This is a genomic window from Enterobacter wuhouensis, assembly GCF_004331265.1.
Taxonomy (GTDB): Bacteria; Pseudomonadota; Gammaproteobacteria; order Enterobacterales; family Enterobacteriaceae; genus Enterobacter; species Enterobacter wuhouensis.
The window spans coordinates 641,243-664,448 of sequence record NZ_SJOO01000001.1; the positions used below are offsets into that span (position 1 = coordinate 641,243).

Annotated in this window: 25 protein-coding genes; 7 read left to right on the forward strand and 18 right to left on the reverse strand. The window is 57.4% G+C overall.

Going from position 1 to position 23,206, the window contains the following annotated elements:
* Positions 1-115 precede the first annotated feature (115 nt).
* From E0L20_RS03205 to sad, 4 genes are all read right to left on the reverse strand, one after another.
* Positions 116-472 carry a DUF4186 domain-containing protein gene (locus tag E0L20_RS03205; protein WP_131632652.1) on the reverse strand — a complete coding sequence of 119 codons (357 nt, stop codon included), beginning with the start codon at positions 470-472 and terminating at the stop codon, positions 116-118.
* Positions 472-1,398: a glutaminase B gene (gene glsB / locus E0L20_RS03210; RefSeq protein WP_131632653.1), complete on the reverse strand. Its 927-nt coding sequence runs from the start codon at positions 1,396-1,398 to the stop codon at positions 472-474. The genes E0L20_RS03205 and glsB overlap by 1 nt, the downstream gene beginning before the upstream one ends.
* 62 nt (positions 1,399-1,460) lie before the next feature.
* Entirely contained in the window at positions 1,461-3,050 is a 1,590-nt protein-coding gene (locus E0L20_RS03215; protein WP_131632654.1) for a methyl-accepting chemotaxis protein, read from the reverse strand.
* A 122-nt stretch (positions 3,051-3,172) separates the two neighbouring features.
* Positions 3,173-4,561: a succinate-semialdehyde dehydrogenase gene (gene sad / locus E0L20_RS03220; RefSeq protein WP_131632655.1), complete on the reverse strand. Its 1,389-nt coding sequence runs from the start codon at positions 4,559-4,561 to the stop codon at positions 3,173-3,175.
* Between the two features lie 99 nt (positions 4,562-4,660).
* Between sad and ptrR the strand changes: the two genes are divergently transcribed.
* Positions 4,661-5,539 (forward strand): putrescine utilization regulator PtrR, encoded by an 879-nt coding sequence (gene ptrR, locus E0L20_RS03225; RefSeq protein WP_131632656.1) that lies wholly within the window; start codon positions 4,661-4,663, stop codon positions 5,537-5,539.
* On the opposite strand, the gene E0L20_RS03230 is transcribed toward ptrR, so the two are convergent.
* From E0L20_RS03230 to E0L20_RS03240, 3 genes are all read right to left on the reverse strand, one after another.
* Entirely contained in the window at positions 5,493-5,975 is a 483-nt protein-coding gene (locus E0L20_RS03230; protein WP_131632657.1) for a GNAT family N-acetyltransferase, read from the reverse strand. The genes ptrR and E0L20_RS03230 overlap by 47 nt on opposite strands.
* 79 nt (positions 5,976-6,054) lie before the next feature.
* Positions 6,055-6,849, reverse strand: coding sequence for a PhzF family phenazine biosynthesis protein (locus tag E0L20_RS03235; protein ID WP_131632658.1), 795 nt, complete (start codon positions 6,847-6,849; stop codon positions 6,055-6,057).
* Positions 6,850-6,876: 27 nt separating this feature from the next.
* Positions 6,877-7,665, reverse strand: a complete 789-nt coding sequence (locus tag E0L20_RS03240; RefSeq protein ID WP_131632659.1) for a PhzF family phenazine biosynthesis protein — start codon at positions 7,663-7,665, stop codon at positions 6,877-6,879.
* A gap of 176 nt (positions 7,666-7,841) precedes the next feature.
* Between E0L20_RS03240 and E0L20_RS03245 the strand changes: the two genes are divergently transcribed.
* The gene (locus E0L20_RS03245) at positions 7,842-9,038 is read left to right on the forward strand and encodes a sugar transporter (RefSeq protein WP_131632660.1); all 1,197 of its coding nucleotides are present in this window, start codon (positions 7,842-7,844) and stop codon (positions 9,036-9,038) included.
* A 203-nt stretch (positions 9,039-9,241) separates the two neighbouring features.
* Here the strand turns inward: E0L20_RS03245 and E0L20_RS03250 are convergent, their stop codons facing one another.
* Complete coding sequence (locus E0L20_RS03250; protein ID WP_131632661.1) at positions 9,242-9,526, reverse strand: hypothetical protein; 285 nt, start codon at positions 9,524-9,526, stop codon at positions 9,242-9,244.
* A gap of 106 nt (positions 9,527-9,632) precedes the next feature.
* Complete coding sequence (locus E0L20_RS03255; RefSeq protein WP_131632662.1) at positions 9,633-10,298, reverse strand: MarC family NAAT transporter; 666 nt, start codon at positions 10,296-10,298, stop codon at positions 9,633-9,635.
* A 256-nt stretch (positions 10,299-10,554) separates the two neighbouring features.
* On the opposite strand from E0L20_RS03255, the gene marR reads away from it, so the two are divergent.
* Genes marR through marB form a run of 3 tightly spaced genes read left to right on the forward strand, consistent with a single transcriptional unit; the run spans position 10,555 to position 11,652 of the window.
* Complete coding sequence (gene marR / locus E0L20_RS03260; RefSeq protein ID WP_131632663.1) at positions 10,555-10,989, forward strand: multiple antibiotic resistance transcriptional regulator MarR; 435 nt, start codon at positions 10,555-10,557, stop codon at positions 10,987-10,989.
* A 19-nt stretch (positions 10,990-11,008) separates the two neighbouring features.
* Entirely contained in the window at positions 11,009-11,389 is a 381-nt protein-coding gene (gene marA, locus E0L20_RS03265; RefSeq protein WP_001303241.1) for an MDR efflux pump AcrAB transcriptional activator MarA, read from the forward strand.
* A 47-nt stretch (positions 11,390-11,436) separates the two neighbouring features.
* Positions 11,437-11,652 carry a multiple antibiotic resistance protein MarB gene (marB, locus tag E0L20_RS03270; protein WP_131632664.1) on the forward strand — a complete coding sequence of 72 codons (216 nt, stop codon included), beginning with the start codon at positions 11,437-11,439 and terminating at the stop codon, positions 11,650-11,652.
* Positions 11,653-11,689: 37 nt separating this feature from the next.
* Here marB and eamA read toward each other — a convergent pair whose 3' ends face one another.
* Positions 11,690-12,589, reverse strand: a complete 900-nt coding sequence (eamA, locus tag E0L20_RS03275; RefSeq protein ID WP_131632665.1) for an O-acetylserine/cysteine exporter — start codon at positions 12,587-12,589, stop codon at positions 11,690-11,692.
* A gap of 192 nt (positions 12,590-12,781) precedes the next feature.
* Between eamA and ydeE the strand changes: the two genes are divergently transcribed.
* Positions 12,782-13,975, forward strand: coding sequence for an efflux MFS transporter YdeE (gene ydeE, locus E0L20_RS03280; protein WP_131632666.1), 1,194 nt, complete (start codon positions 12,782-12,784; stop codon positions 13,973-13,975).
* Between the two features lie 44 nt (positions 13,976-14,019).
* Here ydeE and zinT read toward each other — a convergent pair whose 3' ends face one another.
* The 8 genes from zinT to E0L20_RS03320 all read right to left on the reverse strand — a co-directional run bounded on the left by zinT (position 14,020) and on the right by E0L20_RS03320 (position 22,034).
* Positions 14,020-14,658 carry a metal-binding protein ZinT gene (zinT, locus tag E0L20_RS03285; RefSeq protein ID WP_131632667.1) on the reverse strand — a complete coding sequence of 213 codons (639 nt, stop codon included), beginning with the start codon at positions 14,656-14,658 and terminating at the stop codon, positions 14,020-14,022.
* A 52-nt stretch (positions 14,659-14,710) separates the two neighbouring features.
* Positions 14,711-15,409 (reverse strand): urea ABC transporter ATP-binding subunit UrtE, encoded by a 699-nt coding sequence (gene urtE, locus E0L20_RS03290; protein WP_131632668.1) that lies wholly within the window; start codon positions 15,407-15,409, stop codon positions 14,711-14,713.
* Between the two features lie 9 nt (positions 15,410-15,418).
* Positions 15,419-16,216 carry an urea ABC transporter ATP-binding protein UrtD gene (gene urtD / locus E0L20_RS03295; RefSeq protein ID WP_131632669.1) on the reverse strand — a complete coding sequence of 266 codons (798 nt, stop codon included), beginning with the start codon at positions 16,214-16,216 and terminating at the stop codon, positions 15,419-15,421.
* Complete coding sequence (gene urtC, locus E0L20_RS03300; protein ID WP_131632670.1) at positions 16,216-17,289, reverse strand: urea ABC transporter permease subunit UrtC; 1,074 nt, start codon at positions 17,287-17,289, stop codon at positions 16,216-16,218. Before urtC ends, urtD begins: the two co-directional genes overlap by 1 nt.
* Positions 17,289-18,863 (reverse strand): urea ABC transporter permease subunit UrtB, encoded by a 1,575-nt coding sequence (gene urtB / locus E0L20_RS03305; protein WP_131632671.1) that lies wholly within the window; start codon positions 18,861-18,863, stop codon positions 17,289-17,291. The genes urtC and urtB overlap by 1 nt, the downstream gene beginning before the upstream one ends.
* Positions 18,864-18,887: 24 nt before the next feature.
* Positions 18,888-20,159 carry an urea ABC transporter substrate-binding protein gene (urtA, locus tag E0L20_RS03310; protein WP_131632672.1) on the reverse strand — a complete coding sequence of 424 codons (1,272 nt, stop codon included), beginning with the start codon at positions 20,157-20,159 and terminating at the stop codon, positions 18,888-18,890.
* Between the two features lie 201 nt (positions 20,160-20,360).
* Positions 20,361-21,464 carry a cobalamin-independent methionine synthase II family protein gene (locus tag E0L20_RS03315; protein ID WP_131632673.1) on the reverse strand — a complete coding sequence of 368 codons (1,104 nt, stop codon included), beginning with the start codon at positions 21,462-21,464 and terminating at the stop codon, positions 20,361-20,363.
* A gap of 156 nt (positions 21,465-21,620) precedes the next feature.
* Positions 21,621-22,034 (reverse strand): rhodanese-like domain-containing protein, encoded by a 414-nt coding sequence (locus tag E0L20_RS03320; RefSeq protein WP_131632674.1) that lies wholly within the window; start codon positions 22,032-22,034, stop codon positions 21,621-21,623.
* Positions 22,035-22,107: 73 nt separating this feature from the next.
* Between E0L20_RS03320 and ftrA the strand changes: the two genes are divergently transcribed.
* Positions 22,108-23,106: a transcriptional regulator FtrA gene (ftrA, locus tag E0L20_RS03325; protein ID WP_131632675.1), complete on the forward strand. Its 999-nt coding sequence runs from the start codon at positions 22,108-22,110 to the stop codon at positions 23,104-23,106.
* The last annotated feature ends 100 nt before the right edge of the window (positions 23,107-23,206 follow it).

Consider the following 23,206-nt stretch of genomic DNA (forward strand, 5'->3'; position numbering starts at 1 on the left):
AAATATCAATCCATATAATTACGCGTTGCAATTATTTGCGGTTGTCAGCATGTGTGTGGGGATCATTCAACATGCATCTATAACACATATACAACAGGATCATAACTCGTCAAATTTAGGGGTTCATTTGCATCACCAGCCAGTGGTGAATGACGCCAACTATGTAATGCTGCTGCTCCCCGCTGAGCTGAACACCCTGAGGAATGTTATGCCATTTCGCCAGGCACCCGCGACAGCAGGTGGCGGTCGCATGCTGGGCGATAAAGACCGGATGCCCGCGCATCGGCGTTTGCTTTCCGTCGTTAGCGGGATGCGCGGGTGCAAGACGTTTTGCAATAAAATCGGCGGCGTGCCGATCGATGGTTTCGGCACCCTTGTCCCAACAGTATTGCCGTTCTTTGTCGCCCAGGCGAAAGCGCGACCGAAAAGGTGAACGCGCCAGGCGAGAAAATAGGGGTTCCAGCGTCGTCATCAGTAAACGGATCGCCCCAGGCGCTGGGTCAGTCTTTCCAGAACCGCCACGCCGGCAAGTGAATTTCCCGTTTCATCCAGTTCCGGGCTCCACACGGCTATCGCCATCTCATGCGGGACAATGGCGACCACCCCGCCGCCTACGCCTGATTTCGCGGGCAGCCCGACGCGCCAGGCAAACTCTCCGGCGTTCTGATACATCCCGCTGGTCGCCATCAGCGCGTTCACCTGGCGCGCCTGCATCGGAGTAACAACCTCCTGATCAAGATGCGGCGCATGGCCCTGATGCGCCAGGAAAAGAAACGTCTGGGCCAGTTCGACACAGTTCATCTTCAGGGCACAGTAATGAAAGTAGTTTTGCAGAACGGTCGCCACGTCGTTGTGGAAATTGCCGAAGGACTTCATGAGCCAGGCGATGGCCGCGTTGCGGGCGGAGTGTTCAAACTCCGAGCGGGCCACGACCGGATCGTAGGCAATATCCGATATGCCGGAAAGCTGGCGCACGATTTCGAGCATCCGCTGGCGAGGCGCGCTTAGGCGGCTTTGCAGCATATCGCACACCACCAGCGCCCCGGCATTGATAAAGGGATTACGCGGTTTGCCCTGCTCCATTTCGAGCTGAAGGAGCGAATTGAAGGGCTGGCCTGACGGATCTTTCCCGACCCGCTGCCAGATCTCCTCTTCTTCGTACTGACGCATGGCCGCGACCAGGCTCAGCACTTTGGAAATGGACTGAATCGAAAAACGCTCCGTCGCGTCACCGGCCTGAAAACGTTGTCCGTCTACGGTGCAAATGGCAATGCCCAGCTTATTGCCGCTCACCGAGGCGAGTGCCGGAATATAGTCGGCCACCTTCCCTTTTCCGAGTAAGGGACGAACCTGCGCCAGAACCTCGTCCAGCATCTCATTATGGATGACCGCAGCCACTCTTTGCTCCTTGCCCTCAGGCTAAAACGGGCTGCGAGTATAACAGACGCTTATATGTTGCGTCAGGCGCTAAGACGAAAACGGGAAACCGCCTGCAGCAAAAGGTCGGACGCGTTGTGCAGGCGATCCGATGCCGTCGACGCGTCAGAAACCAGCGCGTCCGTCTGGCGGGAAACCTGATTCAGCGCCTGCAGCCGGCGCGTCATCTGATGAATACTCTCTCCCTGACTCAGGGTGGCGGTTGAGATATCGTTCAGCAAGCTGCTTAAATTCGCCACCAGCCCGGTCACCTGCTGCAGATTATCCTCCAGACGGTTCACCGCCTTCGAGCCATCTTCAATCCCCTGCAGCGAGTGGTTAATCAGCTCCTGAATAGTTTGCGTCGAGTGGCTGCTCTTTCTGGCAAGCAATCCGACCTCCCGCGCCACCACGGCAAATCCGCGCCCCTGGTTTCCGGCATGGGCAGCTTCGATCGCCGCATTCAGCGCCAGAATATTGGTCTGGAACGCCACGCTGTCGATCATCGCCACGATCCCCCGCATTTCAGCGGATCGGCTGACGATCGCCTGCATGGAGTTATTTACGGTAGACATCATTTGATCGCCACCGGCCGCCGCCCGACGCGCCTCATCGGCACGCGTGCTGGCAAGTTTTGCATATCCCGTACTGCCTTCCACATGGGTTTCTAGCGTGGCGATATGGGCCGTTACGTCGTCCAGCTCTTTCGCCTGACGCGCCGACTGCTGGTAGAGCTTTTGGTTACCCTGCGCCAGAGAGCCAATGTTCTCGACCATTGAGGTTGTCGCATTGCTGACCTGGGTCACCAGCTGCTGCAGCCCCTGCTGCATGGTGGAAATACTGGCGCTGAGCTGCCCGATCTCGCGGTTAAAGCGCAGGACGTCCGGCGGCGTACCGGAGAGATCGCCTGCTGCGAGACGATTAATATGCGTAATCAGGCGACGCAGCGGTGCGATGACCCATTTCACCATGCCAAACCAGACCGCAACGGCGATCGCCAGCAGAACTATCGGCGCCAACAGGAATAAGCGCTGCAGGCCGGAAAGCCGTTCCATCAGGGACTGCCGCCCCTGAATCGCCCGCTTCTCGCTGAGCTGCTGATAGCGCGCATAGTTGTCGTTAAAGTCGCTCTGAAACGCCTGGGCCGGCACGGCAAAGAAGGCGTCAATGGCGTTGGTTTTAATCAGCCCTTCCGCCTGCTCTTTTATGGCACCGTAGAAAAGCTGATAGCTCGTGACCAGGGCATCATCTTTGGGGGGATTCAGCGCAAGCCACGCGTTCCATGCCTGCTGCGAGGCGTCCAGCGCCTGCCGCGCTTCATCCATCAGGCTATGCCAGCTTCCTTCGGAGCCGGTCTCTTTATCCTGCATGAAATACACGCCCGAGCGGTTAAGCAGATCGCTTGCGGCGAGCAGAGACACCCGCGCCAGATCCAGCTTGCCCTGCTGCTGATACGCCAGCTGGTTATGCCGTTCATTACGCTGGGCTTCTTTCAGGGAGGCGGTAAGCAGGAACGATGAGGAAAGCTGCAGGGCGGAGAAAAGACCGATAATACAAAAGATGCCGGCCAGCAGGCCAAACTGACGCGGGAGGATGCGCTGCGCAATACGGCGAAAAATTTGCGTTAGGTTCATAATTTTCTTCTGTAACAACACGTTAGACGCGAAGGAGTCTACGAGACGAAAATGACAGAACCATTGCAAAAAAATGACAGCGCGCGGAGAGTGCCGGGCGGCGCCACCGCCCGGCATCACAATCAAACGCGGTCTTTCCACACCGTCTGCACGTTACAGAATTCGTGCAGACCGAAGTGGGACAGCTCGCGACCAAAGCCGCTCTTCTTCACGCCGCCAAAGGCGACGCGCGCATCGCTGGCGCTGTAGCCGTTAATAAACACCCCACCGCACTCCAGCTCGCGGGAAAATCTATCGGCAAGCGCGGCGTCTGCGGTAAAGACCGTGGCAGACAGGCCAAAGTCGCTGTCGTTAGCCAGACGCAGGGCGTGATCCGCGTTTTTTGCTACCGTCACCGCCGCGACCGGGCCAAACAGCTCCTGACGGAACGCCGTCATCTCAGCGGTCACGTTGCCCAGCACGGTTGGCGCGTAATAGTTACCCTCACCCGCCATTTTCTCACCGCCCAGCAGCAGCGTAGCGCCTTCTGCCAGCGTGGCCTGCACCTGCTGATGCAGTTCATCGCGCAGATCGAAGCGCGCCATCGGGCCAATGTAATTTTCTTCCTCATCCGGTGCGCCCATCCTGAGCGCGGCCACTTCCTCAACGAAGCGCCGGGTAAAGGTATCCGCAATGCCTTCTTCCACAATGAAGCGTTTTGCCGCCGCGCACACCTGCCCGGTGTTTTGATAGCGTCCGGCGACCGCCGCCTTCACGGCCAGATCAAGATCGGCATCGTTCAGCACGATAAACGGATCGGAACCGCCCAGCTCAAGCACGCATTTTTTCAGCGCTGCGCCCGCCTGAGCACCAATTGCCGCCCCGGCGCGCACGCTGCCGGTAACGGTAACGGCGGCAATGCGCCGATCGCCTATCGCCTGGCTGACGCCGTCATTGGTGGCGTTTACCCAGCCAAACACGCCCTGCGGGAAGCCGGCATCGATGAAGATCTGCCCAATCAGCTCTGCCGAACCAAGCACGTTCGGGGCATGTTTCAGGAGATAGCTATTCCCGGCCAGCAGGATCGGTACCGCGCCGCGCAGCACCTGCCAGAGGGGGAAGTTCCACGGCATAACCGCCAGTATCGGTCCCATTGGACGATACTCAATGACCGCCCTGTTGTTCTCCACCAGGGTCGGTTCCGCGGCCAGCATCGCGGGTCCTTGCTCAGCGTACCAGTCGCAGAGGCTGGCCGATTTAGCCACTTCAGCACGCGCCTGTAAAATGGGTTTGCCCATTTCGCGGGACATCATCTGCGCCATCTCTTCCGCACGGTTACGCAGCGCGGCCCCAAGGTCACGAAGCTTTTGCGCGCGATGCAGCACGCTTTCGCTTCGCCACTGGCGAAACCCCGCGTCGGCCAGGGCAATCGCACAGTCAACCTCTTCGGCCGTCGCCCATGGATAGGCCGCGAGGACTGCGCCCGTGGCGGGATTAACGGAGAGTGCGTGTGTTTCAGGTGAATGAGTCATTTTGTTCTCCACATGATAAGAGTTGATTCATTGTGGCCCACTCTGCTATTTCTTAAAACTGAATAATACTAACCACCTTATTCACGAATCGAGAATGCCATGGACTTAACCCAGCTTGAAATGTTTAACGCCGTCGCGCTCACCGGCAGCATCACCCAGGCCGCGCAGAAGGTGCATCGCGTGCCGTCAAACCTGACCACCCGCATCCGCCAGCTTGAGGCCGATCTGGGCGTAGCGCTGTTTATTCGCGAAAACCAGCGCCTCAGGCTATCGCCCGCCGGACATAACTTCCTGCGCTACAGCAGGCAGATCCTGGCGCTGGTCGACGAGGCGCGAATGGTGGTCGCTGGCGATGAGCCACAGGGGCTGTTTGCCCTCGGCGCGCTGGAGAGCACCGCAGCGGTGCGTATTCCGGAAAGTCTGGCGCTGTTTAATCAACGCTATCCGCGTATCCAGTTTGCGCTTTCAACCGGACCGTCCGGGACGATGATTGACGGCGTGCTGGAGGGAACCCTGAGCGCTGCGTTTGTGGACGGTCCGCTATCGCACCCGGAGCTGGAGGGGATGCCGGTTTACCGGGAAGAGATGATGCTGGTGACGCCCGCGGGGCATAGGAAAGTAGCCAACGCTATGCAGGTCAGCGGCAGCGATGTCTATGCCTTCCGCGCTAACTGCTCCTACAGGCGGCATCTGGAAAGCTGGTTCCATGCCGACCGGGCCACGCCCGGGCGCATTCATGAAATGGAGTCGTACCACGGCATGCTCGCCTGCGCGATTGCCGGCGCAGGGATTGCGCTCATGCCCCGCTCAATGCTGGAAAGCATGCCGGGGCATCATCAGGTTGAAGCGTGGCCGCTGGCGGAAAACTGGCGCTGGCTGACCACCTGGCTGGTCTGGCGTCGCGGCGCGATGACCCGCCAGCTTGAGGCATTTATAGCGCTGCTAAACGAACGTCTTCAACCAGCGCCTTCTCCATAAACAGGCTTAGCGGATCTTCACTGTAGGGGGCAAATGCCGTACGCCGTTCATACCCGCTGTTTTCATACAGACGGACGGCGGCATGCTGCTTGATGCCCGTCTCCAGCCGAAGCGTATGGCAATCGCGGCTAAGGGCCTCATCCTCCAGGGCCGCCAGCAGCCGTTCCCCCAGCCGTTGGCCGCGATGGGCTGGATCGATATAGACTCGTTTCATTTCGCCGGTGCCGTCGCCGTTAAGCACAACGGCACCGCATCCCACGGCGTTAAGCTGCGGGTCGCGAATAATCATCAGGATTAACGACGCTTGCGGGAGTGCAGACAGATCGAGCAAATGGTTGCTCTCGGCCGGATAGAGTTCGCTCTGGTAGCGGTCGAGGGCCGCTATCAGGCTGAGAATATCGGGATGACGTGCAGACTCAGAGGTAATGGAATACATGGCAGGCTCCTTGTTATTTTCCTTCAACATAGCGCCCGCCACGTCTTCTCACCTCATAGTTTTTGTTTATGACGGCGGCCTACCGGCGAAGGAAGATCTTTCCTTTCAGATACAGCGTCGCCTGGCCGCCAATCAGCACGCGATCGCCCTTCAGCTCGCAGCGCAGGTCCCCGCCGCGGTTGGACACCTGGCGGGCGTTAAGTGCCGTTTTGCCCAATTTTTCGCTCCAGTAGGGAATCAGCATGCTGTGGGTTGAACCCGTCACCGGATCTTCGGGCACTCCTTCGCCCGGGCAGAAGAAGCGGCTGACGAAGTCATAGTCATCTCCTGGGGCCGTAACGCAGACCATTTTCCCAAACGGGATCATCGCCGCGATATCCGGAGTCAGGGCTTCGACCTGCCGCTGGTTTTCCAGCACCACCATGTAGTCACGCCCGACGCGCACCTCCCGGGCCGCCTCAATGCCCAGCGCGCTGAATAGCGCCGACGGTGGGTTATCGACAGACTCCGTTGACCAGGCCGGGAAGTTCAGCGTTAGCCAGTCACCGCTGCGTGAAACCGTCAGCTCGCCCACGAAGCGCGTTGAGAATGTGATTTCGGTATGCGGGTAATCAAGGTATTCGAAGATGACGTGGGACGCCGCCAGCGTCGCATGGCCGCACAGGTTGATCTCGTGCAGCGTGGTGAACCAGCGAAGCTCAAAGCCGTCGTCAGTGCGAACGAAAAATGCCGTCTCGGACTGGTTATGCTGCTGGGCCATCTTCAGCAGCGTCTCGTCCGGGAGCCACGCTTCAAGCGGACACACGGCGGCGGCGTTCCCGCCAAAGGCTTTATCGCTAAAGGCATCTACCAGATAAAAATCAATTTCCTGCATCGTCTCTACCTCTCTTGTTATACGTCGTTAGCGCAGAAATACTGTGCCTTTCAAATACAGGGCTGCCTGCCCGCTCATCAGCACGCGGTCGCCTTTCAGCTCGCAGCGCACGTCTCCTCCACGCGCCGAAACCTGACGCGCAAGCATCGCCGTTTTGCCCAGCCTCTCGCTCCAGTAGGGAATGAGCATCGTATGTGCCGACCCCGTGACGGGATCTTCCGGAACGGCAACGCCCGGCGAGAAGAAGCGGCTGACAAAATCATATTCGCCCTCTCCGCGCGCGGCGATCGCCACTTTATGATCGCCTGGGGTCATGGCGGAAAAGTTCGGGGCTATCGCCTCAACCTGCGCGCGGTTTTCCAGCACCAGCATCCAGGCGCGGCCTTTGCGGGCGTCAACATACTGGCTGATGCCCAGAGCCGCGAGCATTTCCGGCGGCGGCGTCTGTTCCTGCGTTGGACAGGCCGGGAAATCCAGCGTCATCCATTCACCTTCCCGACTCACGGTCAGTCGACCCGAGGCGGTCTCAAAATGGATTCTCGAGTCGGGATAATTAAGCTCGTTGAACAGGACGTAGGCTGCTGCCAGCGTGGCGTGGCCGCAAAGATTGACTTCGGTAAGCGTGGTAAACCAGCGAAGCTCAATGCCCCCTTTCGTGCAGACGAAAAACGCGGTTTCCGACTGGTTGTGCTGCTGCGCCATTTTAAGTAACGTCTCATCCGGCAGCCACGCTTTCAAGGGGCAAACGGCCGCCGGATTTCCGCCAAACGTGGTATGGCTAAACGCATCGACCAGATAAAAATCAATCTCCTGCATTGTCTTATCGCCTGTTATTGTTGTGTTGTTCTTTATATTCAATGAAAAAAACGCCCTTCGCTACCGCTTTGACAGGGTAAATTTTGAGATCTAAGTCACATAATGGTTGAGTTTTCGCCGTTTCTCGCTTTAAGATCGTCTCCTCATCTTTCAAGCAACGAATCCCAGATATCCCTATGACAACTCAGACTGTTTCCCGCAGGGTCGCGTGGCTACGGGTGGTCACGCTGGCCATTGCCGCGTTTATTTTTAATACCACTGAATTTGTTCCGGTTGGGCTGCTGTCTGACATCGCCGGGAGTTTCCAGATGGAGACGGCTCAGGTGGGCATTATGTTGACCATTTACGCGTGGGTGGTGGCGCTGATGTCGCTGCCGTTTATGCTGCTGACCAGCCAGATGGAGCGGCGCAAGCTGCTGATAGGCCTGTTTGTGGTGTTCATCGCCAGCCATGTGCTGTCGTTTATGGCGTGGAATTTTACGGTGCTGGTCATCAGCCGCGTCGGCATTGCCTTCGCGCACGCGGTGTTCTGGTCGATAACGGCCTCGCTGGCGATACGCCTGGCGCCGGCGGGCAAGCGCGCCCAGGCGCTGAGCCTGATTGCGACCGGTACGGCGCTGGCGATGGTGTTGGGCTTACCGATTGGCCGCATCGTGGGGCAATACTTCGGCTGGCGCACCACCTTCTTCGCTATCGGCATGGGGGCGCTGGTGACGCTGCTGTGCCTGATCAAGCTGCTGCCTAAGCTGCCGAGCGAACATTCCGGCTCGTTGAAAAGCCTGCCGCTGCTGATGCGTCGTCCGGCGCTGATGAGCATTTATTTGCTGACGGTGATTGTGGTGACCGCCCATTACACGGCCTACAGCTACATTGAGCCGTTTGTGCAGGTGGTTGCGGGCTTTAGCGCCAACTTTGCCACCGTCCTGCTGCTGATCCTGGGCGGTGCGGGCATCATCGGCAGCATTCTGTTTGGCAAGCTGGGAAATCAGCATGCTTCAGCACTGGTCAGCAGCGCCATCGGCCTGTTATTAGCCTGCCTGCTTTTATTGATGCCTGCGGCAGGAAGCGAAAGCCATCTGGCGATCCTGAGCCTGTTCTGGGGCGTGGCGATTATGATTATCGGGCTGGGTATGCAGGTTAAAGTGCTTGCTTTGGCCCCTGACGCAACCGACGTAGCGATGTCGCTATTCTCGGGGATTTTCAATCTCGGGATTGGCGCGGGCGCGCTGGTTGGAAATCAGGTAATACTGCACGTCTCGATGTCGGCGATTGGCTATCTGGGCGCGATTCCGGCGCTTGTGGCGCTGATCTGGTCGGTGCTGATCTTCCGTAAATGGCCGGTGGCGATGGAAGAACATGGCCAGCATGGGTGACGTTGTTTGTGCCGGGTGGCGGCTTCGCCTTACCCGGCCTACGCGACTGCGTTAATAATCTGCTTCCTCATTGCCACCCAAATAACGGAACCTGTCCTCCGTCATTTTAGTCTGGCAATTATAGATGCTGGTTCTGGTAGCAAGCGGCGTGGTAGTTGATGACGCGTCGCTAATTTTTCCACATTTCTTCGCTTTTTCGTTAATTAAGCCTTTTCCAGCTCGTTTTTATTCATGACCAGAATCGTCACGCCAGCCAAAGATTCAGAAATATAATCCCTGTTAGCGTATTCATATGAGACTGAAAGGTCTTTACCGTTGTCCGCTAACGACAATGCGTAGACAAATGCATCCCACTGAACGTTATTGTTGAGAACTTTAGCGTCACCCGTAGTGATGCCTTCCAGCATGCGCGGGTTGGAAGCGATGTAGTTCATGATGTCGGCCGGAACGGTGAGTAAAACTTTCGCTGTAATGCGGTTATTTTTCATCCTGAAACTTCGCAAAAGAATAAATTTTCAGAATTGATTTATATTCACAATGATTATGTTGGCAATAAGTAGGCCGGGTAAGGCGAAGCCGCCACCCGGCAAAAAATCAGTGGTAGTTTTTAATAATTTCCAGCACGCCGTTAATAATAAACTGCACGCCCATGCACACCAGCAGGAAGCCCATCAGGCGGGAAATGGCTTCGATACCACCCTTGCCCACCCAGCGCATGATCGCGCCTGAACTGCGCAGCGATGCCCAGACAATGACCCCGATAAGCGCAAAAATCAGCGGCGGCGCAACGGCCAGCACCCAGTCAGGGAAGGTAGAACTGTCGCGCACCGTGGACGCGGAGCTGATGATCATCGCAATCGTCCCGGGCCCCGCCGTGCTCGGCATAGCGAGCGGTACAAAGGCAATATTCGCACTTGGCTCCGTTTCCAGCTCTTCGGATTTGCTTTTCGCTTCCGGTGATTCATGCGCCTTTTGCGCGGGGAACAGCATGCGGAATCCAATAAAGGCCACGATCAGCCCGCCGGCGATACGCAGGCCCGGAATCGAAATCCCAAAGGTATTCATCACCACCTGTCCGGCGTAATAGGCAACCATCATGATGGCAAAGACGTAGATGGAGGCCATCATCGACTGATGATTGCGCTCCGCGCTGTTCATGTTGCCCGCCAGCCCAAGAAACAGCGCTACCGTCGTTAACGGGTTCGCCAGGGGCAGCAGCACCACCAGCCCAAGACCAATTGCTTTAATCAAATCCACCATAATACGTCGTTGTCCTTATCCATATTCAACACCGCAATTATAGGGTGAAACCATGACAATCAGCCATCTACACTACGTAAGCATTATTTACGCCGCACAATGATAACCCTCCGTTATGTTTTTGATTTGAAAGAGCACAAAAAAAGTTCATGAAACGTTTTAGCAATTCGTGGCATCGGCTTATTCATTCAGTTGACTTATACTTGCCTGAGCAATAATATCTGCCGTGACTAAACTACTTGCCAGGGCAACCATTGTGAAAAGCACCAGTGATCTCTTCAACGACATAATTCCACTGGGTCGTCTTATTCATATGGTTAACCAGAAAAAAGATCGCCTGCTCAATGACTACCTGTCACCGCTGGATATCACCGCGACACAGTTCAAAGTGCTGTGTTCCATTCGCTGCGAAGTGTGTATCACGCCGGTTGAGCTAAAAAAGGTGCTCTCTGTCGATCTGGGTGCGTTGACCCGCATGTTGGATCGTCTGGTCTGCAAAGGATGGATAGAACGAAGCCCTAATCCGAATGACAAACGTGGCGTCCTGGTGAAACTCACCGGCGACGGCGCGGCCATGTGCGAGCAATGTCATCAACTTGTAGGACAAACACTGCATCAGGAACTAACAAAAAACTTAACGGCAGATGAAGTGGCAACGCTTGAGCTTTTGCTTAAGAAAATACTGCCGTAAACAGAAAAGAGGTATGACGATGTCCAGACGCAATACTGACGCTATCACCATTCATAGCATTTTGGACTGGATCGAAGATAACCTGGAATCGCCGCTCTCCCTTGAAAAAGTGTCAGAGCGTTCAGGTTACTCAAAATGGCACCTGCAACGGATGTTCAAAAAAGAGACCGGTCATTCATTAGGTCAATATATCCGCAGCCGCAAGCTGACGGAAATTGCCCAAAAACTGAAAGAGAGCAATGAGCCGATCCTCTATCTGGCGGAACGTTATGGGTTTGAATCGCAACAAACCCTGACGCGAACGTTTAAGAACTACTTCGACGTGCCGCCTCATAAGTATCGTATCACCAGTATGCCGGGTGAATCCCGATATCTCTATCCGTTAAAACATTGCAGTTAACACGCTGTAGTTAATCATCGCCTGTAAAAGACATAACCGAGGAATTCATGAAAGTTATCGCCTCCGCCGCCCTCGCCTTGCTGGTGCTCGTTTCCAGCCAGACCTTCGCGGAGCAAACTCCCCGTGCAACGCAGCAAAATAATCGCGATGCGATGATTTTGCCGTCCGCACATGACCAGACGCCGTATGATTTCAACCACATGGGCGCTGGTAGTGACAAATCCGACGAATTAGGCGTGCCGTATTACAACCACGACCTCTGATTCGTTTTGCCCCGCAGATGCGGGGCTTTTTTCTGCCTTATCCCCGCACCCGCGCCGCCCGACGCAAACGCAACCCAAACACGTTGATGTACAGCCCGGTCATGATCAGCACCGCGCCCAGCAGCTGTAGCGCACTCAGGTGTTCATCCAGCAAAATGACCGCGCTGGCAAGCCCCACCACCGGCACAAGAAGCGACAGCGGCGCCACCCGCCAGGTTTCATACCGTCCGAGCAGCGAGCCCCAGATGCCGTAGCCCACAATAGTGGCGACAAACGCCAGGTAGATAAGCGACAAAATGGTCGTGAGATCGATGTCGAGCAGGCTATGTAGCATCGCGTCCGTGCCGTCCAGGATAGATGACGCAACCATAAAGGGCACAATGGGAATTAATGCGCTCCAGACCACCAGCGACATCACCGGCGGGCGCGCCTCATGCTGCATAATCAGCTTGTTGAAGATATTACCGCACGCCCAGCTCAGGCCTGCCGCCAGGGTTAGCATAAAGCCCAGCAGCGCCACGTGCTGGCCGTTCAGGCTGGCTTCAATCAATACCAGCACGCCAAACACCGCCAGCGTGATCCCTGCCAGCTGCTTGCCCTGCAGCCGCTCGCCAAACACAAACGCGCCAAGAATGATGGTAAAGAATGCCTGCGCCTGTAATACCAGCGACGCCAGCCCGGCGGGCATACCAAATTTGATAGCGCAGAACAGAAATGCGAACTGACCGAAGCTGATCGTCAGACCGTAGCCTAACAGTAATGTAAACGGGATTTTCGGACGGGCGACAAAGAAGATTGCCGGGAAGGCGACCAGCATAAAACGCAGGCCGGCCAGCATCAGCGGAGGCATGTTGTGTAAGCCCACCTTAATGACCACAAAATTTAGCCCCCATACTACGACCACCAGCAACGCCAGCAGTCCGTCTTTACGCGTCATACCCTGCCCCTGAATTATTAAATTTTTGTAAACACTTCAAGGTAACAGAAAAAATAGCGCCGCGAATAGATCATTATTTTTGGGAGTCAGTCGAAGCACTTAGGGATAAATTAGGCGCTATACAAGCCCCTTATGCCGTGGTAATCCTGTTAGAACACAACAAAAAAATATAAGCATTTGTCGGGCAGGAATATGAAACCATCAATCAGGCGCTCAACCGCAGCGCTGCTGGCATCGTCATTGTTATTAACAATTGGTCGCGGGGCAACGCTGCCGTTTATGACCATCTACCTCACGCGCGTCTATAACATGAGCGTAGAGAATATTGGTTATGCCCTCACCATTGCGTTGACCATTGGCGTGGTGTTCAGCTTAGGGTTTGGCATTCTGGCCGACAAGTTCGATAAGAAACGCTACATGCTCATTGCCATCGTCGCGTTTATTGCCGGCTTTGTCGCGATCCCGCTGGTGGATAACGTCACGCTGGTGGTGCTGTTCTTTGCGCTCATCAACTGCGCCTACTCCGTTTTCTCCACCGTGCTGAAGGCCTGGTTTGCGGATGTACTCACCTCCAGCGAAAAGGCGCGCGTTTTCTCGCTGAACTATAGCTTCTTGAACATTGGCTGGACGATAGGACCGCCGATTGGCACCCTTCTGGTGATGTACAGCCTGCAGCTGCCGTTCTGGCTGGCGGCCTTCTGCGCCGCGCTTCCGCTCGGCTTTATCCATTTCTTTGTGCAGAAAAGCGTTGCGTTAGATACCGCAGAGGAAAAGATGCCGTGGCAGCCTTCCGTGCTGTTGAAAGACCGCGCGCTGTTCTGGTACACGCTGTCCGGCCTGCTTGCATCATACGTTGGCGGATCGTTTGCAACCTGCATTTCGCAGTATGTTCTTGCTGCGCATGCCGACAGCGATTTCGCCGAAAAAGTGGTGGCCGTGGTGCTGCCCGTCAACGCCGCCGTGGTGGTGACGCTGCAGTATGCCCTCGGGCGTAAGATCTCCGCCAGCAACATCCGTCCTTTGATGACGGCGGCGACCCTGTTCTTTATCGTCGGGTTAGGCGGCTTTATGCTCTCCGGTGAAAACCTGGTTTACTGGGGCATCGCGGCGGCCATTTTTACGCTTGGGGAAATTATCTACGCGCCGGGGGAATATATGCTGATCGACAACATCGCCCCGCCGGGAATGAAAGCAAGCTATTTCTCCGCCCAGGCGCTAGGCTGGCTGGGCGCGGCGGCGAACCCGATGATCACCGGGCTCATCCTGACCCATCTGCCGCACTGGTCGCTGTTCGTAATTATGATGGCCGCCATCGTCATTGCGTGGCTGATGATTTTGCGCGGCATGAGCGTGAAAGCGTGGTGCGAAGCGCCCAAAGTCGCGTAACCCTGTAGGCCGGGTAAGGCGTAGCCGCCACCCGGCAATAAACATCAATGGTGCAACATCTCCTCCACCACCTGCTCTTTGTACATCTCATTTGGATAATAGGTCGGCCAGTTATCCATCTCTTTCAGCAGCACCTCATGGGAGGTGTTGCCCATGAAAATGTGGAAGTGTGAAGAGGCTTTCGGTCCAATAATATGGTCGCTGAACTGAACAAACTTCGGTGCCTTGCTGCTGGCATCCTTACACTCAAACAGATAGCGAACGCCTTTTTTGCCTGAGGCATAGGTCAGGATTTTGTAACCGCTGTAGTCATAGTGACAGCGGCTTACCGTTTCCCCCTGGTGGAATTCCATCACGCTATTTTCGATGCCGATAGATCCCACGTCCGTTGCGTAGCCCGTCCGGTAATAGGCTTTCACCGCCTCGACGGATGTGTGGTCCTTCTCCGCTTTCTTCTTAAACACCGGATCGAGCGAACCGTCCAGCAGGAACGGATAGACGGATTGCCAGGTGCCGTCCCAGTCGGAGAGCGCTCTGTCCTTGACGTCTTTATTCTCGAACACGCCGTTCGCCGCCTTCTGCTCCGCTTCGGTCATCTGGTGTCCGTGCGAATGGGCAAACAGCTGGCCGCTGACCAGCAGCGCCCCCAGAGTCATTGCAAATTTCCCAATATGTGCAGCCAAAACAAAACCCTCATTCCGTTTTATAAGAATGAGGATGTTATAGTATAACATTTCAAATCGCAACCAGCCCGCGCACGCCCTCCTGCTCCATATTTTCGCCGCGCCCGCGCTGGACGATCGCGCCTCGCGACATCAGCAGATAGCTGTCCGCCAGCTCTGCGGCGAAATCGTAAAACTGCTCAACGAGCAGAATAGCCATGTCCCCTCGATCCGCGAGCGTGCGGATCACCTGCCCAATCTCCTTGATGACCGAGGGCTGGATCCCCTCCGTCGGCTCATCGAGGATCAAGAGCTGCGGACGACTCGCCAGCGCTCGCCCAATCGCCAGCTGCTGCTGTTGCCCACCGGAGAGATCGCCGCCGCGACGATGCTTCATCTCTTTTAGCACCGGAAACAGCTGCCAGATATCGTCCGGTACGCTGTTTGCCTCACGCGCGGAAAATCGCGACAGCCCCAGAAGCAGATTCTCTTCGACGGTTAAGCGCGGGAAGATCTCCCGTCCCTGCGGAACATAGGCCACGCCGGACTGCACCCGCTGGTGCGGCCTGCTGTGCGTGATGGTTTTCCCCTGCCATATCACCTCCCCGGTTTTGGCCGGGATCAGCCCCATCAGGCACTTCAGCAGCGTGGTCTTCCCCACGCCGTTGCGCCCCAGCAGGCAGGTGACCTCGCCGGTCACGGCTTCGAAGCTCACGCCGCGCAGGATATGGCTTCCGCCGTAATATTGATTCAGTTCGTTAACCTGTAACATTCCGCCTCCCTAGCGACCAAGATAGACTTCAATCACCTGCTCGTTGGCCTGCACCTCGCGAAGCGATCCTTCCGCCAGCACGCGCCCCTGATGCAGCACCGTCACGTGGTCAGCGATAGTTTCGACAAAGCCCATATCGTGCTCCACGACCATTAACGAATGCTTGCCCGCCAGGGTTCTGAACAGCTCGGCGGTATATTCCGTTTCCGCATCCGTCATTCCGGCTGCGGGCTCATCCAGCAGTAAAAGATGCGGGTCCTGCACCAGCAGCATGCCGATCTCCAGGAACTGTTTCTGGCCGTGAGAGAGCAGCCCGGCACGGCGATCCCGCTCGGCGCTGAGGCGCAGCAAAACCAGCATCTCGTCAATTCGATCGCGCTGTTCGCCGTTGAGCTTTGCCCGCAGGCTGGCCCAGACGGACTTGTCGGTTTTCATCGCGATTTCGAGGTTTTCCCACACGGTCAGGGCTTCAAAGACCGTCGGCTTCTGGAATTTTCTGCCGATCCCCTGACGGGCAATCGCTGCGGGCTCCAGCGTGGTCAGGTCGATGGACTGATCGTAAATCGCCTTCCCGCTTTTTGGCCGCGTTTTGCCGGTGATCACGTCCATCAGCGTGGTTTTTCCCGCGCCGTTAGGCCCAATCACGCAGCGCAGCTCGCCCACGCCGATGTTCAGAGAAAGATCCGTCAGCGCCTGAAAGCCGTCAAAACTAACGTTGATGGCGTCAAGCTGCAGCACCGGATCGGTCTGGTCGCGGTAGCGATCGCCCGGCAGCTGGCGGGTAAAAAGTTCTTCAGCTGGCTGCATTATTTCTCTCCCCTGCGAAACAGGCCATAGACGCCGCGCGGCAAGAACAGCGTCACCGCGATAAAAATCAGCCCTAAAAATAGCTGCCAGTACTCCGGCATCGCGACCGTGAAGAAGCTCTTCGCGCCGTTGACCAGCGCGGCGCCTATCGCCGGGCCAATCAGCGTGCCTCGCCCGCCGAGCGCAACCCAGATCGCCGCTTCAATTGAGTTCGTAGGCGACATTTCCCCCGGATTGATAATACCCACCTGCGGAACGTACAGCGCTCCCGCCAGACCGCACAGCACGGCAGACAGCGTCCAAACCAGCAGCTTGAACCCACGCGGATCGTACCCGCAAAACGTCAGTCGGTTTTCCGCGTCGCGCACCGCGGTCAGGATGCGGCCAAATTTACTCTTCGCCAGCGCGAAGCCCACGCCCAGTGCCAACAGCAGCAGCATTACCGTCGCCAGAAATAGCGCGATGCGGGTGGTGGTCGCGGTCACGGAAAAGCCGAGCAGCGTGGTGAAGCCGGTAAAACCGTTGTTGCCGCCAAAGCCGGTTTCATTGCGAAAGAACAACAGCATGCCCGCGTAGGTCAGCGCCTGGGTCATGATGGAGAAATAGACCCCTTTGATTTTTGAGCGGAAGGCAAACCAGCCAAACACCAGCGCCAGCAGGCCGGGAACGGTGACGATAAGCACCAGAGTCCAGGCAAAGTGCTGCGTTCCCCACCAGAACCACGGCAGCTCGGTCCAGGAGAGGAAAGACATAAATGCGGGCAGCGCCTCCCCGGAAGCCTGACGCATCAGGTACATGCCCATCGCATAGCCGCCCAGCGCGAAGAAAATACCGTGCCCAAGGGACAGCATTCCGGCATATCCCCACACCAGATCGAGCGCCACCGCGACGATGGCATAGCAGAGGATTTTGCCGATAAGCGTCAGCATCCAGGTCGACAGCGCCAGCGGATGCGTTGCCGGCAACAGCGCGAAGAACGGTAGTAACAGCAGGCACGCCACCAGCAGGCTGCCTGCAATTTGCGTTGTACGCGGCGCTTTACGCGCCAGCGTTAAGGTCAGCGGCTGGCTCATCAGTCAATAACCCTCCCTTTCAGTGCAAACAACCCCTGCGGACGCTTCTGAATAAACAGGACGATCGCCACCAGAATCAGGATCTTGCCAAGAACGGCCCCCATTTGAGGCTCAAGGATTTTATTGAAAATGCCGAGCCCAAAGGCGGCGACGACGCTGCCGGCCAGCTGCCCAACGCCGCCCAGCACCACCACCAGGAAGGAATCGATAATGTATCCCTGACCCAGCTCCGGCCCCACGTTGCCCAGCTGAGATAGCGCTACGCCGCCCAGCCCGGCAATCCCGGACCCCAGCCCAAAGGCCAGCATATCCACGCGCCCGGTCGGTACGCCGCAGCAGGCCGCCATGCTGCGGTTTTGCGTCACCGCGCGCACGTTCAGGCCAAGACGGGTTTTGTTGAGAATAAGCCAGGTAAAGAACAGCACCAGCAGCACAAAGCCCAGCACCACGATGCGGTTCCACGGCAGCGTCAGGTTGGCAAACACCTGAACCCCGCCGGACAGCCATGCCGGGTTGGCGACTTCAAGGTTCTGTGCGCCAAAGGTCATGCGCACAAGCTGAATAAGCATCAGGCTGATCCCCCAGGTGGCGAGCAGGGTTTCCAGCGGACGGCCGTAGAGGTGGCGGATGATGGTGCGTTCAAGCACCATCCCAATGCCCGCGGTCAGGCAAAACGCCACCGGCAAAGCCACCACGGGATACAGCGCCAGCCACTGGGGAACCCACTGCGCCATCGCCTGCTGCACCATCCAGGTGGCATACGCCCCGAGCATCAGCATTTCGCCGTGGGCCATATTGATGACCCCAAGCAGGCCATAGGTGATCGCCAGACCAAGCGCCGCCAGCAGCAGGACCGATCCCAGAGAAAGCCCCATAAACGCCTGTCCCAGCAGCTCGCCCCACATCAGGCGGTGCTGAATACGCTCCAGACTCTCTGCGGCGGCGGTACGCACCCGCGCATCCGGTTCGGTTTGCGCCTGGGTGAACGGCGCGAGCGTGGCCTGCACGTCCGGATCGTCAGACTGACCCAGCAGCTCAACCGCCTTAAGCCGTGTTTCGGCCTGCGGGCTTGCCAGCTGAAGGTTTGCCAGGGCCAGCATCAGCGACTGCCGCGCAACGTCATCCGTTTCGCTGCCTGCCCGCTGCTGTAAAAAACCGAGCATATCCGGCCGGGCGTCACGCTGAAGCCGTTGCGCCGCCGCGCGCCTTTCTGTTACGCTGTCACTTACAAGCTGGTGCGTGGCGAGCGCCGTGGCCGCCAGGACCCGCAGGCGGTTGTTCAGGCGTACCGCTTTGGTTTGCCCTTGAGGGGTTTTTGACTCCCCCAGCGCAACCGTCTCGCCGCCGCTGCGCGTAAACGCGTGTTTTTGGCTGTCGGTTAACAGGTTTTCTTTTTGCAGCGCCTGGAGCAGCGGCACTCTCGCCGCGTCGGGCGCCGCCGCCCAGCAGGCCAGCATCTCTGCCTGCTGGCTGCGCGTCGCGGCAACAAAATTATCGGCATCCGATGCCTGCGCCATCCCTGGCAGCAGTCCGGACAGCCACACAATAGCGATGAACATGCGCATGGCGTTCATGACTTTTCTCCCTGCGGTGATGGCTTAGTTACTGGCGGTTTTCATCGGCTGGTCAGGCTTTTTGTCATTTCCGGCGATAAACGGGCTCCACGGCTGGGCGCGAACGGGCTCTTCCGTCTGCCAGACCACGTTGAACTGCCCGTTGCCTTCGATTTCACCAATCATGACCGGCTTATGCAGGTGATGGTTGTTGGCATCCATGGTCAGGGTAAAGCCAGACGGTGCCTTGAAGGACTGGCCTGCCATCGCCGCGCGTACCTTATCCACGTCAGTGGTGCCCGCTTTTTCAACCGCCTGCGCCCACATATGGATGCCAACGTAGGTCGCTTCCATCGGATCGTTGGTCACGACGGTATCGGCATTCGGCAGTTTGTGCGCTTTGGCATAGGCTTTGTAATCCGCCACGAAGGCCTGGTTGGTTGGGTTATCGACGGATTCAAAGTAGTTCCACGCCGCCAGATTCCCTACCAGCGGCCTGGCGTCGATGCCCCGCAGCTCTTCTTCTCCCACGGAGAACGCCACCACCGGCACGTCGGTCGCCTTCAGCCCCTGGTTCGCCAGCTCTTTGTAGAACGGCACGTTGGAGTCGCCGTTGATGGTCGAGACCACCGCCGTTTTGCCACCGGCGGAGAATTTCTTGATATTGGCCACGATGGTCTGGTAGTCGCTGTGACCAAACGGGGTGTAAACCTCTTCGATATCCTTATCCTCTACGCCTTTCGAATGCAGGAAGGCGCGCAGGATCTTATTGGTGGTGCGCGGGTAGACGTAGTCCGTCCCCAGCAGGAAGAAGCGTTTGGCACCGCCGCCGTCTTCGCTCATCAGGTACTCTACTGCGGGGATCGCCTGCTGGTTCGGCGCCGCGCCGGTATAGAAGACGTTAGGCGACATCTCTTCGCCTTCGTACTGCACCGGGTAGAACAGCAGGCCGTTCAGCTCCTCAAACACCGGCAGAACCGATTTACGCGACACCGAGGTCCAGCAGCCAAACACCACGGCGACCTTATCCTGGCTCAAAAGCTGCCGCGCCTTCTCGGCGAACAGCGGCCAGTTTGAGGCCGGGTCGACCACCACCGGCTCCAGCTTTTTACCCAGCACGCCGCCTTTGGCGTTGATTTCATCGATGGTCATCAGCGCGACGTCCTTCAGCGGCGTTTCGGAGATCGCCATCGTGCCGGACAGCGAGTGCATAATCCCCACTTTGATGGTATCGGCAGCCTGCACGCCAAAACTCATTCCCATTGCGGCCACGGAGGCCGACAGTGCAAAAGCTTTTAATAAGGTACGACGGTGCATATTTTCACTCCTGAAAAGAAAGCTGTGCGAAAGCGTCCGATACCGCAGGAACGCGTAAATAAAAGTGCCAGCTTTAGCAGAGCAAAAACGATGCCAGAATGGAGAGCGTGGATTTTCAGGGGGCGATCGGGATAAACGCGCGGGAACGACTCAGAATGGAACAGCGCTGCACTTTTATAATGCAGCGCCTTACTGCAGGGCTTACCAGACTTCGCTGGCGATACGGGTCACCAGGCGAACCTTATCCCACTGCTGGGCTTCGTTCAGGCTGTTGCCCTCTTCCGTAGACGCAAAGCCGCACTGCGGGCTGAGGCAGATCTGCTCTTTGGCAACGAATTTAGCCGCCTCTGCGAGACGCGCCTTCACTCCTTCAGGATTTTCCAGCTCACCGTTTTTGGTGGTAATGAGGCCCAGCACCACCTGCTGTTTACCCGGGCGAACGAAACGCAGCGGTGCGAAATCGCCGCTGCGATCGTTATCATATTCCAGGAAGAAGGCATCGACGTTGACCGTGCCAAACAGCACCTCAGCCACCGGCTCATAGCCGCCTTCCGAGATCCACGTCGAGCGGAAGTTGCCGCGACACACGTGCAGTCCGATAGTCAAATCGTCCGGCTTGCCTTCCAGCGCTTTGTTCAGCACGCGGGCATAGATGCGCGCCAGCTCGTCGGCATCGTCACCGCGCTCGCGGATCTGGCGTCGCTGGTCGTCGGAGCACAGGTATGCCCAGACGGTGTCATCCAGCTGCAGATAGCGGCAGCCGGCGTTGTAAAATGCCTGAATCGCATCGCGCCAGGTGGTCGCCAGATCGTCGAAATAATCATTCAGATCCGGATAGACGTTAGCGTCGATATCTTTGCGCCCGCCGCGGAAGTGCAGCACGCTCGGGCTGGGAATGGTCATCTTCGGCTGCGCGGTGCCGCTGATGCTTTTCAGGTAGCGGAAGTCTTCCAGCATAGGGTGGTCACCAAAGCCCAGCTTGCCGGTTACCCGCACGCCGTGGGCTTTGGTCTGCACGCCGTTGAACTGAATACCCTGCTGCGCGTCGTAACGCTCCACGCCCTGGAGCCCGTCGAAGAAGTCGAAGTGCCACCAGGCGCGACGAAACTCGCCGTCGGTCACCACGTGCAGGCCGCAGGAGCACTGCTGCTCGACAACGTGGCGGATCGCCTCATCCTCTACCGCGCGCAGCTGTTCGGCATCAATCTCGCCGCTGGCAAATTTCAGGCGGGCCTGCTTGATGGCGTCCGGGCGTAAAAAGCTGCCTACTACATCGGCGCGGTACGGGGCGTGCTGTCGTTGCATGGGAATCTCCTCTGTCTGTCGGCGATGGTTGACCACAGTGATAGTTCATTATTTGAATCTTTAGACTTCTGGATGTCTAAATGTCCAAAAAAGATGTCACACCAGCGCGCATCCGACAAACGAGAAAATTTCACGTGTGTTGAAAATAATTCATGTTTAACCCATTACGGTCGATTCGTCGTGGGCAAATTCAAATCCTTCATCTTCCCAACCCGTTATGCCCCCCAGCATAATTTTAACCGGCAGCCCCAGCCGGGCCAGCTTGAGGGCCGCCCGGTCCGCGCCGTTGCAGTGCGGTCCTGCGCAGTAGACGACGAACAGCGTCCCGGCTGGCCATTGCGCCATGCGTTCCGCGTCGATCTGGCTCCAGGGCAAATGCAGGGCGCCGGGCACGTGTCGGCGGGCAAACTGCTCCGCTTTACCCACCACGTGCAGCAAAACAAAGTCCTGCTCATCGTTCACCAGGGCGTGATGCACATCGGCGCAGTCCGTCTCGACGCTCAGGCGACGCAGAAAATGCGCAACGGCTTCCTGCGGCTCTGCAGCCGGAAATTCAGTGATGTAGCTCATGATCCTTCCTCATCTTTAGCGTTTGTGTTAACACTACTCTATCCACAAATTCAGCCAGTGAATGCCTCCGCTCATGCCAGAAAACAGCAAAAAGATGACAAACTTAATACAGCCCCCTCGTCCGCAGGTGGCCGTGCTGGCCTATGACGGTTTGTGCACCTTCGAGTTTGGCGTCGCGGTAGAAATCTTTGGCCTGCCGCGTCCTGAACTGGGCGATGAGTGGTATCGATTTGCCGTTGCGGGGGTTGAAAGCGGTGAGCTAAGGGCCACGGGCGGGGTCCGCATCATGACCGATGGCGATTTAAGCCTGCTTGCAACCGCCGATCTGATCGTCGTACCGGGATGGCGAGGCGTTGACGCCCCCGTTCCGGACGCGCTCTGCGAGGCGCTGCGACGGGCGCATTCCCGGGGTTGTCGGCTAATGTCCATCTGTTCAGGCGTTTTTGTGCTGGCCGCTTCCGGCCTGCTTGACGGTCGCAAGGCCACGACGCACTGGCGTTATATCGACGCGCTTAAAGCCCGTTATCCGGCCATTAGCGTGGTTGAGGATGTGCTGTATCAGGACGAAGGCGACATCCTGACGTCCGCAGGGAGCGCGGCGGGTATAGACCTGTGTTTACACGTCGTTCGTCGGGACTATGGGCGCGAAACCGCCAACAGCGTTGCCCGCCGCCTGGTGATCGCCCCACACCGGGACGGTTCGCAGCCGCAGCAGCTGAGCCGCCCGGTGGCGCACCTGCGCGAGAGCCAGCGTCTGGGGCAGCTGTTTGATTTTCTCCATAACCATCTGGCCATGCCCCACAGCATCGCGTCATTAGCGCGGCGGATCGGCATGAGCGAACGCACCTTTCTGCGTCGCTTTCAGGAAGCAACAGGTACCACGCCCGCACGCTGGCTGCTCAACGAGCGCTTGCTGCGGGCAAAAGATTTTCTGGAAAGCAGCCGTTTGAGCGTCGACAGCATTGCCGAACAGACCGGATTTAGTCAATCATCAACCTTTCGCCACCATTTCCGCCAGCAGTTCGCGCTCTCTCCCGTCCAGTATCGAAAGCAGTTCGTTCGTACAGAATGACGGGCAAAAAAAAACCGCCAGTATCTGGCGGTAAATGCTTGCATGGATAGATTTGTATTTTGGTCTCTACGTCCCGACATTTCATGGCGGGCAGCGGATC

Coding starts and splice junctions, on each gene's coding strand:
- E0L20_RS03205 (WP_131632652.1), bottom strand. CDS start 472: ATGACGACGCTGGAACCCCTATTTTCTCGCCTGGCGCGTTCACCTTTT.
- E0L20_RS03215 (WP_131632654.1), bottom strand. CDS start 3,050: ATGAACCTAACGCAAATTTTTCGCCGTATTGCGCAGCGCATCCTCCCG.
- sad (WP_131632655.1), bottom strand. CDS start 4,561: ATGACTCATTCACCTGAAACACACGCACTCTCCGTTAATCCCGCCACG.
- ptrR (WP_131632656.1), top strand. CDS start 4,661: ATGGACTTAACCCAGCTTGAAATGTTTAACGCCGTCGCGCTCACCGGC.
- E0L20_RS03230 (WP_131632657.1), bottom strand. CDS start 5,975: ATGTATTCCATTACCTCTGAGTCTGCACGTCATCCCGATATTCTCAGC.
- E0L20_RS03235 (WP_131632658.1), bottom strand. CDS start 6,849: ATGCAGGAAATTGATTTTTATCTGGTAGATGCCTTTAGCGATAAAGCC.
- E0L20_RS03240 (WP_131632659.1), bottom strand. CDS start 7,665: ATGCAGGAGATTGATTTTTATCTGGTCGATGCGTTTAGCCATACCACG.
- E0L20_RS03245 (WP_131632660.1), top strand. CDS start 7,842: ATGACAACTCAGACTGTTTCCCGCAGGGTCGCGTGGCTACGGGTGGTC.
- E0L20_RS03250 (WP_131632661.1), bottom strand. CDS start 9,526: ATGAAAAATAACCGCATTACAGCGAAAGTTTTACTCACCGTTCCGGCC.
- E0L20_RS03255 (WP_131632662.1), bottom strand. CDS start 10,298: ATGGTGGATTTGATTAAAGCAATTGGTCTTGGGCTGGTGGTGCTGCTG.
- marA (WP_001303241.1), top strand. CDS start 11,009: ATGTCCAGACGCAATACTGACGCTATCACCATTCATAGCATTTTGGAC.
- marB (WP_131632664.1), top strand. CDS start 11,437: ATGAAAGTTATCGCCTCCGCCGCCCTCGCCTTGCTGGTGCTCGTTTCC.
- eamA (WP_131632665.1), bottom strand. CDS start 12,589: ATGACGCGTAAAGACGGACTGCTGGCGTTGCTGGTGGTCGTAGTATGG.
- ydeE (WP_131632666.1), top strand. CDS start 12,782: ATGAAACCATCAATCAGGCGCTCAACCGCAGCGCTGCTGGCATCGTCA.
- urtE (WP_131632668.1), bottom strand. CDS start 15,409: ATGTTACAGGTTAACGAACTGAATCAATATTACGGCGGAAGCCATATC.
- urtD (WP_131632669.1), bottom strand. CDS start 16,216: ATGCAGCCAGCTGAAGAACTTTTTACCCGCCAGCTGCCGGGCGATCGC.
- urtC (WP_131632670.1), bottom strand. CDS start 17,289: ATGAGCCAGCCGCTGACCTTAACGCTGGCGCGTAAAGCGCCGCGTACA.
- urtB (WP_131632671.1), bottom strand. CDS start 18,863: ATGAACGCCATGCGCATGTTCATCGCTATTGTGTGGCTGTCCGGACTG.
- urtA (WP_131632672.1), bottom strand. CDS start 20,159: ATGCACCGTCGTACCTTATTAAAAGCTTTTGCACTGTCGGCCTCCGTG.
- E0L20_RS03315 (WP_131632673.1), bottom strand. CDS start 21,464: ATGCAACGACAGCACGCCCCGTACCGCGCCGATGTAGTAGGCAGCTTT.
- E0L20_RS03320 (WP_131632674.1), bottom strand. CDS start 22,034: ATGAGCTACATCACTGAATTTCCGGCTGCAGAGCCGCAGGAAGCCGTT.
- ftrA (WP_131632675.1), top strand. CDS start 22,108: ATGCCAGAAAACAGCAAAAAGATGACAAACTTAATACAGCCCCCTCGT.